At 69.1% G+C, this 14,909-nt stretch carries 11 protein-coding genes; 4 read left to right on the top strand and 7 right to left on the bottom strand.

The features are described 5' to 3' along the window. Positions 1–32: 32 nt before the first annotated feature. From VHAB30_RS23855 to VHAB30_RS23835, 5 genes are read right to left on the bottom strand one after another with little or no spacing between them, the layout of a single operon-like run. Positions 33–884 carry a class I fructose-bisphosphate aldolase gene (locus VHAB30_RS23855; protein WP_095950695.1) on the bottom strand — a complete coding sequence of 284 codons (852 nt, stop codon included), beginning with the start codon at positions 882–884 and terminating at the stop codon, positions 33–35. Between the two features lie 50 nt (positions 885–934). Further along, complete coding sequence (locus VHAB30_RS23850) at positions 935–1,933, bottom strand: aldo/keto reductase (RefSeq protein ID WP_095950694.1); 999 nt, start codon at positions 1,931–1,933, stop codon at positions 935–937. Next, on the bottom strand, positions 1,930–2,970 hold the full coding sequence (locus tag VHAB30_RS23845; RefSeq protein ID WP_070063424.1) for an ABC transporter permease: 1,041 nt from the start codon (positions 2,968–2,970) through the stop codon (positions 1,930–1,932). The genes VHAB30_RS23850 and VHAB30_RS23845 overlap by 4 nt, the downstream gene beginning before the upstream one ends. Beyond that, entirely contained in the window at positions 2,967–4,502 is a 1,536-nt protein-coding gene (locus VHAB30_RS23840; protein WP_159278812.1) for a sugar ABC transporter ATP-binding protein, read from the bottom strand. The genes VHAB30_RS23845 and VHAB30_RS23840 overlap by 4 nt, the downstream gene beginning before the upstream one ends. Next, a complete protein-coding gene (locus VHAB30_RS23835; RefSeq protein ID WP_062476030.1) occupies positions 4,499–5,545 on the bottom strand; it encodes a substrate-binding domain-containing protein in 1,047 nt (348 codons plus the stop codon). The genes VHAB30_RS23840 and VHAB30_RS23835 overlap by 4 nt, the downstream gene beginning before the upstream one ends. Before the next feature lie 180 nt (positions 5,546–5,725). On the opposite strand from VHAB30_RS23835, the gene VHAB30_RS23830 reads away from it, so the two are divergent. The 3 genes from VHAB30_RS23830 to VHAB30_RS23820 are packed head-to-tail and all read left to right on the top strand — an operon-like array spanning position 5,726 to position 9,748. Then, a complete protein-coding gene (locus VHAB30_RS23830; protein ID WP_159278811.1) occupies positions 5,726–7,213 on the top strand; it encodes an FGGY family carbohydrate kinase in 1,488 nt (495 codons plus the stop codon). Further along, positions 7,210–8,979: a glycerol-3-phosphate dehydrogenase/oxidase gene (locus VHAB30_RS23825; protein ID WP_159278810.1), complete on the top strand. Its 1,770-nt coding sequence runs from the start codon at positions 7,210–7,212 to the stop codon at positions 8,977–8,979. Before VHAB30_RS23830 ends, VHAB30_RS23825 begins: the two co-directional genes overlap by 4 nt. A 1-nt stretch (position 8,980) precedes the next feature. Next, positions 8,981–9,748 carry a GntR family transcriptional regulator gene (locus tag VHAB30_RS23820; protein WP_172438465.1) on the top strand — a complete coding sequence of 256 codons (768 nt, stop codon included), beginning with the start codon at positions 8,981–8,983 and terminating at the stop codon, positions 9,746–9,748. Between the two features lie 2 nt (positions 9,749–9,750). On the opposite strand, the gene VHAB30_RS23815 is transcribed toward VHAB30_RS23820, so the two are convergent. Continuing rightward, complete coding sequence (locus VHAB30_RS23815) at positions 9,751–10,647, bottom strand: DMT family transporter (RefSeq protein WP_095743280.1); 897 nt, start codon at positions 10,645–10,647, stop codon at positions 9,751–9,753. Between the two features lie 46 nt (positions 10,648–10,693). Beyond that, entirely contained in the window at positions 10,694–13,777 is a 3,084-nt protein-coding gene (gene uvrA / locus VHAB30_RS23810) for an excinuclease ABC subunit UvrA (RefSeq protein ID WP_174250277.1), read from the bottom strand. A gap of 184 nt (positions 13,778–13,961) precedes the next feature. Here uvrA and ssb point away from each other — a divergent pair, with 184 nt between their 5' ends. Next, entirely contained in the window at positions 13,962–14,531 is a 570-nt protein-coding gene (gene ssb / locus VHAB30_RS23805) for a single-stranded DNA-binding protein (RefSeq protein ID WP_070063418.1), read from the top strand. Positions 14,532–14,909 lie beyond the last annotated feature (378 nt).

The raw sequence follows: 14,909 nt of genomic DNA, 5'->3' as shown, positions 1-14,909 counted from the left end.
TCCGGGTGGAAGGCACCGGCGCCTGGGCGCTGTTACTTCACGCCGCCCGATTCGTAGATGGCCCAGGCCGCTTCGGCGCTGGCACCGTCGTGGATCATGGCCATCAGTGCGCTCACCACCGCCGAGGGGTTGGCGTGCTGGTAGACGTTGCGGCCGTACACCATGCCGACGGCGCCCTGGTCCAGGAGCACGCGCGAACGCGCGAACACCTGCTGCAGGTCTTCGCGTCCGCCGCCGCGCACGAGCACGGGGCAACGCGCGGCCTGCACCACGCGGTGGAAGTCGGTGGCGTCGGTGGTGGGATCGGCCTTGACGATGTCGGCGCCCATCTCGCGCGCCAGGCGCGTGAGCGTGACGATCTTTTCGGCGTCGCCGTCCACCATGTAGCGGCTGGTGGCCGTGGGCGCCTGCATCACGAGCGGCTCGATCATGAGCGGCATGCCGTAGCGGTCGCAGTCGGCGCGCACGCGGGCGATGTTCTGCACGCACTGGCGGAACAGGTCGGGCTCGTCGGGCAGCATGAACAGGTTGACGACCACGCAGGCCGCGTCCCGCTGCACGGCGGGCAGCACGGGGTCGTCCTGGTTTTGCAGCACGGCCCACATCACGCGGTGGTGCACGGCGTTGTAGGGGTTGCCCATGTCCAGGCGCATCACCAGCGCGGGGCGATCGCGCCCGGGCCGGTCCTGCAGCAGGTCGGACTGCCCGTAGTTGAGCTGGATCGCATCGGGCTTCGCAGCCACGAGCTTGTCGATCACGCCGGGCATGTCCTCCAGGCCGTCCAGGAAGGTGGGTTCGTTGCACACGCCGTGGTCCAGGGCGATGTCCAGGCAGCGGCCGTTGTGCAGCAGGCGGTTGAGCCGCGCGGTCTTGTCTTTCGACATGAAGGAAGAACTCCGTGTTGAGGAAAAAGGAAGGAAAGAAACGCGCGCGCTCAGGCGAGCGCGTCCAGGTGGCGCTTGGCCGCAGCGTCGATGAGCTGCAGGGCTTCGCTGTCGAGCACGACCGCGCCGGCGCCGGCGTTCTCGATCGCCTGCTGGCGCACGCGCGCACCGCACAACGCCACCGAGACGGTGCCGCGGGCCACGGTCCAGGCGATCATCATCTGGCCGAACGAGCAGCCCAGGTGCGTGCGCAGCGGCTCCAGCGTGTCGAAGAAGGCCTTGAGCTTCGCGCGGTTGGCTTCGCTGAAACGCGGGTTGGTGGCGCGCTGGTCGTCGCCCTTGAACTCGCGCGCGGGGTCGATCGGGCCGGCGAGCAGGCCCAGCGCCAGCGACGAGTAGCCCAGCACCGCCACGTTGTGCTCGGCGCACAGCGGCGCCAGCGTGGTCTCGATGCCGCGGTCGATGAGGCTGTAGAGCTCCTGCGCCGCATCGACCGGGCCGTGCTTCAGGTATTCCGAAAGAATCTCGGGCGTCGCGTTGCTCACGCCGATGGCGCGGATCTTTCCCTGCTTCTTGAGGGCCAGCAGCGCGTCCATGGTCTCGGCCACGGGCGTCGTGTGGTCCTGCCAGTGCGTGATGTACAGGTCGATGTAGTCGGTCTGCAGGCGCTTCAGGCTCTCTTCGCATTCGTGGAAGATCGAGTCGCGCCCGAGGTAGCGGTACACCGGATGCCCGTCTTCCTCGAAGAAGTGCGTGCCCTGCTGCGTGTGCCACACCAGTCCGCACTTGGTGGCGATCACGGCCTCGTGGCGGCGGCCCTTGAGCGCGGTGCCGACGATGCTCTCGGAGCGGCCCAGGCCGTAGGCCGGTGCGGTGTCGATCAGGTTCACGCCCGCATCGAGCGAGGCCTGGATGGCGATCACGGCGGCGGCGTTGTCGCCGCCGCCCCACATCCATCCGCCCATGGCCCAGGTGCCCAGGCCGATGGCCGAGCTTTCGATGCCCGAGGGGCCCAGGGTGGTCTTCTTCATCTGCGTTGCGTTGCTCATCGCTTGGTCTTTCGGGTGTTCAGGATGTGGTCGATGGTCACGGCCGCGAGCAGGATCAGGCCCTTGATCACGTCCTGCCAGTAAGGCGACACGTCGAGCAGGATCAGCGAGCTGGTCACCACCGACAGCAGGGCCAGGCCGAGCACGGCGCCGAGCACGGTGCCCGAGCCGCCCTTGAGGCTGGCGCCGCCGATCACGGCCGCGGCAATCACGTTGAGTTCCATGCCCATGCCGAAGGTCGGCGTGGCGGCGCCGAAGCGCGCCGTGTAGATCACGCCGGCCAGGCCCGCCGAGGCTGAGCACAGCACCGTGACCCAGAACTTCACGCGGCCCACGCGGATGCCGGCGTACAGCGCGGCCTTCTCGTTGCTGCCGGTGTAGAACACGCGGCGCAGCAGGGTGGAGCGGCGCAGCACGAAGTCGCTCACGATCACGATGGCCAGGAAGATCAGGATCACGGCCGGCACGCCGAACAGCGTGCCCTGGCCGATGAACTTGAACTCGGCCGGCAGCGAGAACAGCGACTGCGGCGTGCCCTGCGTGAGCGCCAGGCACAGGCCGCGCACGATCACCATGAAGGCCAGCGAGGCGATGAAGTGGTTCAGCCCGATGCGCGTGACGCAGCCGCCGATCATGGCGCCGATGAGGCCGCTGGCACCGATGGCCACCAGGCTCGCGAGCCACGGGTCCATGCCCATGAGAAAGAGCTTGCCGGTCACCACCATCGCGAAGCACACCACCGAGCCCACCGACAGGTCGATGCCGCCGACGATGAGCAGGATGGTCATGCCCACCACCACGATGCCTTCGATGGAGAAGGACAGCAGCATCGCGCGCACGTTGTCCCAGGTGAGGAAGTAGGGCGATGCGAAGCTCATCGCGACGCACAGCGCCACGATGATCAGCACCAGCCCGGCCTCGCGCATGCTCGTGAGCTTGTTGGCCTGCTTCACGGGGTCTCCTGTTCGGCGGGGTTGCAGGGAGCCGGCCGTGGCCGTGGCCGCGGCGCCTGCGTCGATTCTGGTCGGAAAGTTCATGCCATTGCCTCTTCGGGTTCGCAAAGTCCGGAGGCCAGCCGCAGCAGGGCTTCCTCCGTCATCTCGTCATGGGCCAGTTCGCCCGCCAATCGCCCTTCGCGGATCACCAGTGCGCGGTCGCACAGGCCGATGATCTCGGGCAGTTCGGAAGAGATCACCACCACGCCCACGCCCTGGTCGGCCAGGTCGCGCAGGATGTGGTGGATCTCGGATTTCGCGCCCACGTCCACGCCGCGCGTGGGCTCGTCCATCAGCAGCACCGCGGGCTGCGTGGCCAGCAGCTTGGCGATCGCCACCTTCTGCTGGTTGCCGCCCGACAGGCTCGACACCTCGATCGCCACGCCGTCCGACTTCAGGTTGAGCTTGGCGCCCAGCTGCACCGCGAGCCGGTGCTCGGTGGCACGCTGCAGCAGGCCCAGGGCCGAGCTGACGCGGCGCAGCGCCATCGACGAGATGTTCTGCGCGATCGGCAGGTCGAGGAACACGCCGGCCGCCTTGCGGTCTTCGCTGAGGTAGGCGATGCCTTCGCGCAGCGCGTCGCTGTACTTGCGGATGGCCAGCGTCTTGCCGTTCAGGCGCACGGCGCCGCGCCGCGCGGGGCGCAGGCCGCACACGGTCTCGGCCAGCTCGCTGCGCCCGGCGCCCATGAGCCCGGCGATGCCGAGGATCTCGCCGCGCTGGAGCGTGAAGGAGATGCCGTGCACGCGCTCGTCGTCGGCGATGCCGTCGACTTCGAGCACGGGGCCGGCGTTCGCATCGGCGGCAGCGCCGGCTTGCTTGGGCGGGTAGTAGTTGCCCAGGTCGCGCCCGACCATGCGGCGCACCAGCTCGTCGGGTGTCATGCTTTCGAGCGGGCCGCTGTGCACGTTGCGCCCGTCGCGCAACACGGTGGCGCGGTCGCAGTGCGTGAAGATCTCGGCCATGCGATGGCTGATGTAGATGATGCCGATGCCCTGCGCCTTGAGGTCGTGCAGCACCCGGAAGAGCGCGGCCGATTCGTTGTCGGTGAGGGCGGCGGTGGGCTCGTCGAGGATGAGCACCTTGCAATCGAGCGTGAGCGCCTTGGCGATCTCCACCAGCTGCTGGCTCGAAATGCTCAGGTCGCGCACCAGCGCGGCCGGGTCGATGTCCTGGCCCAGGCGCGCCAGCACTGTCGCGGCGCGCGTGTTCAGCGCGGAGAAGTTCATCCACGCCTGCTTGCCGGCGTTGATTTCCGGCATGAAGATGTTCTCGGCCACGGTGGCGTCGGCGCACAGGGCGATTTCCTGGTGCACCAGGCCGATGCCCAGGCGCATGGCGTGGGCGGGGCCGTCGATGACGACCTTCTGGCCGCACAGCACGATCTCGCCTTCGTCGGGCTGGTGGATGCCGTCGATGATGTTCATCAGCGTCGACTTCCCCGCGCCGTTCTCGCCGCACAGGGCGTGGATCTCGCCGGCCTGCAGCGAGAAGTCCACGCCCGAGAGCGCGCGCGAAGCGCCGAAGCGCTTCGCGATGCCGCGCAGTTCAAGCAATGCGGCAGGGGTGCTCACTCGCCGATTCCCTTGGTGCCACGGCGGGCAAGGTACTTGTCCCAGTAGAAGTCGTCGGCGTTGGCCTTGCTGACCACGGCCAGGCCGTTGTCCAGGAAGGGCACCGACATCGGGTTGGTGCCGTTGCGCTTGGCGTCGTTCATCGGGTCGATGAGGCCGGGGTTCTTGGCCAGGAACAGCATCATCATGCCCATGTAGCCCTGCATGCCCTGGTTCGGGTTGATGGCACCGAACACGTCGCCCGACTTGATCATGTCCAGGATCTTGGCGTTGACGTCGCAGCACATCACCTTGATGTTCTTCTTGGTCTCGACCTTGGCCTGCGCCGCGCCGAGCGCCGAGTTGGCCTCGGGCATGAAGAGCGCGCCCAGGTTCGGGTTGGCCTGCGCCAGGCTCAGTACGGCCTGGTAGGCCTTGTTCGGGTCCTGGTTGCTGGCGGCGCGGCCGACCAGCTTCATGCCCGGGTGCTTGGCCTTCATACGGTTGACGAAGGCGGCGATGCGGCGGTCGTGGTTGTCCTGGCCCGGGTTCTCGAGCACGGCGTACTCGCCCTTGCCGTTGAGCGACGCGGCGATGGCGTCGGCGGCCTGGTTGCCTTCGCGGTCGTTGTCGGAGGTGATGAACGAGGTGCGCTTGGAGTTGGGCGAGTCGGCCGCGAAGGTCACGACCGGGATGCCCATCGCGGCGGCGCGGTTGATGGGTTCGATGAACGGATCGGGGTTCATCGGGTGCAGCAGGATGCCGGCGGGCTTGCGCGCCAGTTCCTGTTCGAACGATGCGAGCTGCTTGTTCACGTCGTACTCCGGCGTGCCGGTGTAGCGGGTGCGAACGCCCAGCGTGCGGCCGAGCTGCTTCATCATTTCGTAGACCGGGAACCAGTACTCGACGCCCGAGACCATCACGTTCATCACGTAGACGTCGCTGGCATTGCCGCGCAGGCCGGCACCTGCCGCAGGGGCTGCGGACTGCTGCTGCGCAAATGCGCTCGCACCGGCCAGGCCGATACCGGCGGCGGCTGCGGACTTCAGGAAATTACGCCTCATTCTTTGTCTCCTCACGTTGACTGGCAGAGCTTTCGGCCCGCCTTTGGGTGGCGAGCCTGTGGACCGTGGTGTCACGACAGTTGTTATGACAGGCTAGAATGTAATGGCGGGCCGTTTCACCCGATAACTAGGGGAAACGCTACTGGTGACAGTCTTTTTTTCCGCCGAAGCTGTTATGACATGAAGACCAAAATACTGATCGGCATCGACATGGGCTCGAGCAGCCTGAAGGCGCTGGCCCTGGACGCGGGGAGCGGGCGCAGCCTGGCCGTGTCGCGCCTGCCCCTGCGGCATGCGCGGCTGCCCGGCGGCGGGTGCGAGGTGGGCGCGGCGGCGATCCGCGCGGGGTTGACCCACGTGCTCGGCGACGTGGCGCGCCAGCTCGGCCCGCGCGCGGCGGACGTGTGCGCCATCGGCTGCACCGGCCACGGTGCGGGCCTGTACGCCCTCGATGCACACAACGAACTCGTGGGCGGCCGCGCCGTCGCCTCCACCGACCAGCGCGCCGATGCGCGCGCGCTCGGCCTCTCGGCACGCCACGGCGACCGGCTGTTCGCGGACGTCGGCTGCCGCCCCTGGCCCGGCCAGCCCACGGTGATCGCGGCCGAGCTGCTGGGCGCCGACGCCGTGCAGCGCGGCGAACTGCACCGCCTGCTGTTTGCCAAGGACTACCTCGGCTTCCTGCTGACCGGCGAGATCGCCACCGACGCGAGCGACGCCAGCACCGCCGGCCTGCTCTCGCTGGCCATCGGCGACTGGTCGCCCCTGGCCTTCGAGGTCGCGGGCATCGACGGCCTCGGGCCGCGCGCCTTCGGCCCGCTGGTGCCCAGTGGCCAGACGATGGGCCGGCTGCGCGCCGCCGAGGCGGCGCTGTGCGGCCTGCCCGCCGGCATTCCGGTGGCGATGGGCGCCATCGACCTGCTCGCCTCGATGACCGCCATTGGCGCCGAAGACCGCGGCCGCGCCGTGTCGGTGCTGGGCACGTGGTGCGTCAACGCCGTCATCGGCCCGGTGATCGACCCCCAGCCCGAGGTCGCCGCGCTCGTCAACTTCGGCCGCACCCGCGAGCGCCTGTACATGGAGAACAGCCCCTCGTCGATGGCCAACATCGCGTGGCTGGCCGGCGCGCTCGGGCTGCCCGACGCGCGCGCCGTGGTCGACCTGGCCATGGGCGTGCCGCTCGGTGCGAACGGGCTGCGCTTCCTGCCCTTCATCAACGGCGGAGGCGGCATCACGGCCGGCTTCGTCGGGTTGAAGAGCCACCACACGCCCGCCGACATGGCGCGCGCCGTGGTCGATGCCGTGGCCGCGCTGCATGCGCGCCACACCGCGCGCCTCGCGTCGCAGGGCCTGCCGGTGTCGGCCTCCAGCGTGCTGGGCGGCGGTGCCAGCGATGCGCGCCTGGTGCGCCTGCTCGCGGCGCTGCTGGGCCATCCGGTCGAGCGCTGCGCCGACGACGAAACCGGCGCGCGCGGCGCCGCCCTCTATGCCGCGATGTCGCAGGACCTCGACGACGCGGGCCCCGCCAGCCCGCTGCGCGCGCCCTGCGAGCTCATCGAACCCGACGCGCGCGACGCGCGGGCCCATGCCGATTTCAACGCCGAATTCAACGAACTGATCGATCGCATGTCTCCTGTCTTCAACCATCTTTCGGGCGGTGCGTCATGAGCGCGTGGCAACTGCCTTTTGTCCGTCCGGCTTCGCTGGAGGGCCGCCACTTTTCGACGGTGATCGTCGGCGCCGGCATCAACGGCGTGGGCGTGTTCCGCGACCTGTCGCTGCAACGCGTCGATTGCCTCATCGTCGACAAGGGCGACTTCGGCGCGGGCGCCAGCAGTGCGCCCTCGCGCATGATCCACGGCGGCCTGCGCTACCTGGAAAACGGCAGCTTCTCGCTGGTGGCCGAGGCCACGCGCGAGCGCAACCTGCTGCTGCGCAACGCGCCGCACCTGGTGCAGCCGCTGAAGACCGTGGTGCCGCTGTCGAGCTTCTTCGGCGGGCTGCTGAGCAGCGCGCTCAAGTTCTTCGGCCGCACGCCGCCGCAGCGCACGCGCGGCCTGCTGGCCGTGGCCGCGGGCCTGCGCCTGTACGACCTGCTGGGCCGTCGCCAGCGCGTGATGCCGGGCCACCGCATCAGCCGCGTGCCCACCAACGATCGCCGCCTGTTCCGCGCCGCCATCCGCTGGACCGCCACCTTCTTCGACGCCTGGATCAGCCATCCCGAGTGGCTGATCCTCGAGCTCATCGGCGACGCCTGCCGCGACCAGCCGCGCTCGGCCGCCGCCAACTACTGCCGCGTGACGGGCTGCGCGGGCAACATCCTCACGCTGCGCGACGAGATCACCGGTGCGCTGGTGCGCGTCACGGCCGACACCGTGGTGAACGCCACCGGCGCCTGGCTCGACCGCAGCGCGGCCGTGCTCGGCGGCGCCGGCCCGCGCGTGATGGGCACCAAGGGCTCGCACCTCGTGCTCGACCACCCGGCACTGCGCGACGCGCTCGAAGGCCGCATGGCCTACTTCGAGGCGGTGGACGGGCGCGTGTGCATCGTCTACCCCTTCCTCGACCGCGTGCTGGTGGGCTCCACCGACATCCCGGTGGAAGACCCCGACCAGATCGTCACCGAGCCGGCCGAGATCGACTACCTCATCGACGTGCTGCGCGAGGTGTTCCCGAACATGGCCTTCGACCGCCAGCATGTGATCTACACCTACGTCGGCGTGCGCCCGCTCGCGCGCTCCGACGCCGACAAGCCGGGCCAGATCTCGCGCGACCACTCGGTGGTGGTCGATCCGCCGAGCGCCACGCGCGACGTGCCCATCGTCGGCCTCGTGGGCGGCAAATGGACCACCTTCCGCGCCCTGGCCGAAGAAGCCACCGACCACGTGCTGCGCCACCTGGGCCGCTCGCGCACCGCCTCGACCGAGTCGCTGCCCATCGGCGGCGGCGCCGAGCTGCCGGCCGACGCGGCCGCCATCGAGCGCTTCATCGACAAGATGACGGCCGGCTCGGGCCTGGGCCGCGCGCGCGCGCTGGGCCTGCTGCGCCGCTACGGCTCGAAGGCGCTGCCGCTGGCGCAGCGCCTCGCGGCCTCGGGCGATACGCCGCTGCGCCACGCGCCCGAGTACTCGGCGGCCGAGCTCTCGTACCTGTGCATGGAGACCGGCGTCGTGCACCTGGACGACCTCGTGATCCGCCGCACGCTGCTGGCGATCCGCGGGCTGGTCACCGACGACGCGCTCGCCGAGATCGCCGGCGTGGCCGCCGAAGCCCTCGGCTGGGACGCGGCCCGCGCGCACCAGGAACTCAGCGCCTGCGCCGCCGCATTGCGCGAGCGGCACGGCGTGCGCCTGCAGCCGGTGGCGGCCCACGAGCCGGCGTCTTCCGCTTTCGATGCATCATTGATGGCCAGCCCCGTCCTCGGCCCGACCTAACGTGACCCTTTCCACCGCCCCCGACACCGTGTCGACGACCTCGCTCGACCGCAACTCCGAATCGCCGCTGTGGGCGCAGTTCCGCGACGCCATCCGGCTGCAGATCCTGCAGGGCGTGCTGCCCATCGGCGCCAAGCTGCCGTCCGAGGCCGAGCTGGGCGAGCAGTTCGGCATCTCGCGCATCGTGGTGCGCGAGGCGCTGGCCGACCTGGTGCGCAACAACCTCATCTACAAGATCAAGGGCCGCGGCGCCTTCGTGTCGGCACGCGAGCGCGACGAAGACTTCGTCTCCACCGTGCTGGGCTTTTCCGACGAGATGGAACGCAAGGGCCGCTCGGTGCGCACGCAGATCCTCGTGCAGGAGCTGCGCGCCGCCACCGCGCAGGAAGCCGCCGCGCTCGGCCTCACCGAAGACGCGCAGGTGGTCGGCCTCAAGCGCCTGCGCAGCGTCGATGGCGAACTGCGCCTCCTGGTCGAGACGGCCGTGCCGGCCGACCTCGCGCCGGGCCTGCACCGCACGCGGCTGGACGACCGCTCGCTGTACGACGTGCTGCGCCGCCAGTACGGCGTGCGGCTGGTGCGCGCCGAACGCTGGATCGACGCCGTGCTGCCCGACGCGGAAACCTGCCGCCTGCTCGACCTGCCGCAGCCCGAGCCGCTGCTGCGCATCGAGTCGATCGCCTACGGTGCCAACGGCCGGCCGCTGGAGCACTACCGCGCGCTGCACCGCTGCAAGACCAGCCGCCTGCACGTGCAGACGACGACCTGAGTTCAGGCCTTCGCGCTGCTGCTGCTGCGTGAAGGCAAGAGCACCGAGGCGATGGCGACCATCATCAGCGCCACCGCCACCCAGTCCTGCCAGTGCACGACCTCGCCGAGCCACACGGCGCCGCTGAACACGCCGAGCACGGGGATGAACATCACGCTCAGGGTCGAGGCCACCGGCGGCAGGCCGCGCGCCAGGTAGAACCAGGCCGCGTGCGCGAAGCCGAAGATCAGCACCGCGTTGTAGGCGATCGATCCCCAGGTCACGGCGCCCGGCGAGCGCCACTGGTCGCGCTCAAAGAGGAGCGACAGCACCGTCATCACCACGGCCGTCATGGCCGTCATCCAGAACGAGAGCGTGAGCGTGGGCAGCCCGATGCGCGTGTGGCGCAGCAGCTGCGTGCCCAGCGCCCAGGTGGCCGCAGCCACCAGTGCCAGTGCCACGTAGCCGGGGCGGCCGGCGAAGTCGGTGAGCTCGTGCCACAGCAGCAGCCCGACGCCGATGGCGCAGGCACCCACGCCGGTCCATGCGCGGCGCGTGAGCACGGCCGAGAACAGCAGCGCGCCGATGACGGCGGAGAACACCGGCATCGTGTAGCCCAGGATTGCGGCGCGCCCGCCCGAGAGTGCCTTCACCGCGAGGATGATGCAGGCGTGCCAGACGAACATGTTGGTCGCGCCCAGCCACACCAGCTCGGGCCACGCGCTGCGCGGCACGCGGAACGGCACCTTCATCACCACCAGCGCGATCGCCAGCACGGGCACGCCCAGCCAGATCGAAATCGCGCGGAAAGCCAGCGGCGGGTAGTCGGCCACGCCGAGCTTCATCACCGGCCAGTTGAAACCCCACGCGAGGGTGAGGAGAACAAGAAGAACGAACTGGCGCGGCGTGAAGGAAGGCATGGGCCGCGATTGTGGCGCGGCCCGCGCATTCGTGCTGGCGGCGCGGCTACAGCAGGCGCTTGAGGTAGCGCCCCGTGTGGCTCGCCTCGTTCGCCGCGATGTCTTCCGGCGTGCCTTCGCCCACCACCGTGCCGCCGCCGGCACCGCCCTCGGGGCCCATGTCGATGAGCCAGTCGGCGGTCTTGATGACGTCCAGGTTGTGCTCGATGACGACGATGGTGTTGCCCGCGTCGCGCAGCTGGTGCAGCACCTTCAGCAGCAGTTCGATGTCGGCGAAGTGCAGGCCGGTGGTCGGTTCGTCGAGGATGTAGAGCGTGCGGCCCGTGTCGCGCTTGCTGAGTTCGAGCGCGAGCTTCACGCGCTGCGCCTCGCCGCCCGACAGCGTGGTGGCCGACTGGCCGAGCTTGATGTAGCTGAGGCCCACGTCCAGCAGCGTGCGCAGCTTGCGCTCGATGGTCGGCACGGCCTTCAGGAACTCGTGCGCCACCTCGACCGTCATCTCGAGGATCTGCGCGATGTTCCGGCCCTTGTACTGGACCTCGAGCGTCTCGCGGTTGTAGCGCTGGCCGTGGCAGACCTCGCAGGGCACGTACACGTCGGGCAGGAAGTGCATCTCGACCTTCACCACGCCATCGCCCTGGCAGGCCTCGCAGCGGCCACCGGCCACGTTGAAGCTGAAGCGGCCCGGGCCGTAGCCGCGTTCGCGCGCGGTGTTGGTCTCGGCCATCAGCTCGCGGATGGGCGTGAACAGGCCCGTGTAGGTGGCCGGGTTGCTGCGCGGCGTGCGGCCGATGGGCGACTGGTCGACGTTGATGACCTTGTCGAAGTACTCGATGCCTTCCACCGACTCGTGCGCGGCCGGCTCTTCGTGCGCGCGGTACAGCGTGCGCGCCACGGCGGTGTAGAGCGTGTCGTTCACCAGCGTCGACTTGCCCGAGCCCGACACGCCGGTCACGCAGGTCAAGAGGCCCACGGGGAAGGCCACGCTCACGTTCTTCAGGTTGTTGCCGGTGGCGCCGACGACGCGGATTTCTTGCAGGTCGGTCTGCGAGGCCAGGTGCGCCGCCTCGCGCGCGGCGCGGCGTTCGGCCGCGGGGCTCTGCGGAAAGCGCGAGGGCTTCTTGCCTTCGTTGAAGGCCGGCTTCTTCACGGCCGGCAGCCAGGCGGTGCGGTGCTTGGGCACCTCGATCTTCTTCACGCCCGAGAGGTACTGGCCGGTGAGCGACTCGGGGTTGGCCGACACCTGGGCATACGTGCCCTGCGCCATCACGCGCCCGCCGTGCACACCGGCGCCCGGGCCCATGTCGATCACGTGGTCGGCGGCGTGGATCATGTCCTCGTCGTGCTCGACCACGATCACGCTGTTGCCGATGTCGCGCAGGTGTTTGAGCGTGCCGATGAGGCGGTCGTTGTCGCGCTGGTGCAGGCCGATGCTGGGCTCGTCGAGCACGTACATCACGCCCGTGAGGCCCGAGCCGATCTGCGACGCGAGGCGAATGCGCTGCGCCTCGCCGCCCGAGAGCGTCTCGGCGCTGCGGTCCAGGCTCAGGTAATTGAGGCCCACGTCGTTGAGGAATTTCAGGCGCAGGCCGATCTCGCGCACCACCTTGTCGGCGATGTCGGCCTTGGCACCGCGCAGCTTGAGCGTGCTGAACCAGGCGTAGGCGTCGCGCAGCGTGAGGTGGCTGAGTTCAAAAATGGCCATGCGCGGCGGCTCGCCGCCGTTCGCGCCCACGTGCCCGGCGTCGTCGACCAGGAACACGTTGCGCGCTTCGCGCCGCAGCCGCGAGCCGCCGCAGTCGGGGCAGGGCTGCTGGTTGCGAAAGCGCGCGAGGTCTTCGCGCACCATCACCGAATCGGTCTCGCGGTAGCGCCGCGTCATGTTCGGGATGATCCCCTCGAAGGGGTGCTTCTTCGTGAGCTTCTTGCCCGCGAAGTTGCCCGACTCCATGGTGTAGTTGAACTTGATCTCTTCGCCGCCCGAGCCGTGCAGCAGCGTCTGCTGCACCGAGGCCGGCAGCGACTCGAAGGGCGCGTCGACGTCGAACTTGTAGTGCTTGGCGACGCTCTCGACCATGCTGAAGTAGTAGCCGTTGCGGCGGTCCCAGCCCTTGATGGCGCCGCTGGCGATCGACAGCGACGGAAACGCCACCACGCGCACCGGGTCGAACACCTCGCGGTGGCCCAGGCCGTCGCAGCTCGGGCAGGCGCCCACGGGCGAGTTGAACGAGAACAGGCGCGGCTCGAGCTCCGACAGCGAGTAGTGGCAGATCGGGCAGGCGAACTTGGCGTTGAACAGGTGCTCCTTGTCGGGCGCGCCCGCAGCGCCATCGGCGCTGCCTTCCGGCTTTGCACCCAGCTCCAGCGCAATGGCGCGGCCCTCCGCCAGGCGCAGCGCGGCCTCGAAGCTCTCGGCCAGGCGCTGCTGCATGTCGGGGCGCGCGCGCAGGCGGTCGATGACCACATCGATGTCGTGCTTCTCGGTCTTCTTGAGCTTGGGCAGGTCGTTGTATTCGTAGGTCTGCCCGTCGACGCGAAAGCGCACGTAGCCGGCCGCCTGCATCTCGGTGAAGAGCTCGAGGAACTCGCCTTTTTTCTCGCGCGCCACGGGCGCCAGGATCATCAGCCGGGGCTCGTCGGGCAGGGCCAGCACCGCGTCGACCATCTGCGACACCGTCTGCGCCTGCAGCGGCAGGTGGTGGTCGGGGCAGAAGGGCGTGCCGGCGCGGGCGTACAAGAGACGCAGGTAGTCGTGAATCTCGGTCACCGTGCCCACGGTGGAGCGCGGGTTGTGGCTGGTGGCCTTCTGCTCGATGCTGATGGCGGGCGACAGGCCCTCGATCACGTCGACGTCGGGCTTGTCCATGAGCTGCAGGAACTGCCGCGCATAGGCCGAGAGGCTTTCCACGTAGCGCCGCTGCCCCTCGGCATACAGCGTATCGAACGCCAGGCTCGACTTGCCCGAGCCCGACAGGCCGGTGATCACCACCAGCTTGTTGCGCGGGATGTCGAGATCGACGTTCTTCAGGTTGTGGGTGCGCGCGCCGCGGATGCTGATGCGCTGCTGGGCGAGCAGGGCGCCAAGGTAGGCGTCACGCTCCGGGGTGTCTTCAGTGGTGGGTGAATTCAAGGGGTGCGGTCGTCCGAGGGCAACCGGACATGATAGAGGCGCCGGCTCCGCCTGTCATGACCAGGGGATGGACGGCGGCGGACGCCCCCGCCCAGGCTGGCCGGCGCCGGGCCGATTTCGGCTCAGGCAGAATGGAGGGTTCCTCTCAACCTCCTCCTTCATCTACTTATCAGGGGCAGTGCATATGGCATCGGTCAATAAAGTCATCGTCGTCGGCAACCTGGGGCGCGACCCCGAAATGCGGACATTCCCGAGCGGCGATCAGGTCGCAAACGTCACCGTGGCCACCACCGATCGCTGGAAAGACAAGCAAAGCGGTGAGATGCGCGAGGCCACCGAATGGCACCGCATCGTGTTCAACGGCCGCCTGGCCGAAATCGCCGGCCAGTACCTGCGCAAGGGCTCGCAGGTGTACGTCGAAGGCTCGCTGCGCACGCGCAAGTGGACCGACAAGGACGGCATCGAAAAATACACCACCGAAATCCGCGCCGACCAGATGCAGATGCTGGGCAGCCGCCAGGGCCAGGGCGGCCCGTCGGGCGGTCCGGAAGACGACGGCGGCTACTCGCAAGGCGGGGGCGGCGGCGGTGGTTACTCGCAAGGTGGTGGTGGTGGCGGCGGCGGCGGTGGCGGTGGCGGTTACGCCCCGCGTGCTCCCGCAGCCGCACCGCGTGCCCCGGCACCGGCGCCGCGCCAGGCGCCGGCCAAGTCGTCGTCGGGCTTCGACGACATGGACGACGACATTCCGTTCTGAAACCGGCTCCTTGAGCGTTTCAATGAAGGCCTGCCTTTTCGAAGGCAGGCCTTTTTTTTGCCCTTTTTATTTCGAACTCTCTCCATGGGCGGTCGTGCCCGGGAAAGTGCTGTTTTGCCAAGGAAATGCAGCCTCTTTGTTCGTCTGGCCGTTGAGCGCAGGGGAAGCGTTTGACGGGAGCCCCTTTTCGACGGCAATGACTGTGTTCAGAGGGGCAATTCCCGGCGGCAATCAACCCATTGGCTCCGGCCGTTCTGCTGAATAGCGCCGTTCAGCAGCGCATCGCCGGAGATGGTCGGCCGTCGCGAAGAAGCAGGGCGTCGCACGGCCACGCTGTCTGCGGACGTCGGGGTGGCCGCAGGGGGGCGCGCGCATCGC

The organism is Variovorax boronicumulans (assembly GCF_009811375.1).
Classification (GTDB): Bacteria; Pseudomonadota; Gammaproteobacteria; order Burkholderiales; family Burkholderiaceae_C; genus Variovorax; species Variovorax boronicumulans.
The sequence above is the reverse complement of the archived record's forward strand: the minus strand, read 5'-3'. Positions and strand labels throughout refer to the sequence as shown.

Coding starts and splice junctions, on each gene's coding strand:
- VHAB30_RS23850 (WP_095950694.1), bottom strand. CDS start 1,933: ATGAGCAACGCAACGCAGATGAAGAAGACCACCCTGGGCCCCTCGGGC.
- VHAB30_RS23845 (WP_070063424.1), bottom strand. CDS start 2,970: ATGAACTTTCCGACCAGAATCGACGCAGGCGCCGCGGCCACGGCCACG.
- VHAB30_RS23835 (WP_062476030.1), bottom strand. CDS start 5,545: ATGAGGCGTAATTTCCTGAAGTCCGCAGCCGCCGCCGGTATCGGCCTG.
- VHAB30_RS23855 (WP_095950695.1), bottom strand. CDS start 884: ATGTCGAAAGACAAGACCGCGCGGCTCAACCGCCTGCTGCACAACGGC.
- ssb (WP_070063418.1), top strand. CDS start 13,962: ATGGCATCGGTCAATAAAGTCATCGTCGTCGGCAACCTGGGGCGCGAC.
- VHAB30_RS23825 (WP_159278810.1), top strand. CDS start 7,210: ATGAGCGCGTGGCAACTGCCTTTTGTCCGTCCGGCTTCGCTGGAGGGC.
- VHAB30_RS23815 (WP_095743280.1), bottom strand. CDS start 10,647: ATGCCTTCCTTCACGCCGCGCCAGTTCGTTCTTCTTGTTCTCCTCACC.
- VHAB30_RS23830 (WP_159278811.1), top strand. CDS start 5,726: ATGAAGACCAAAATACTGATCGGCATCGACATGGGCTCGAGCAGCCTG.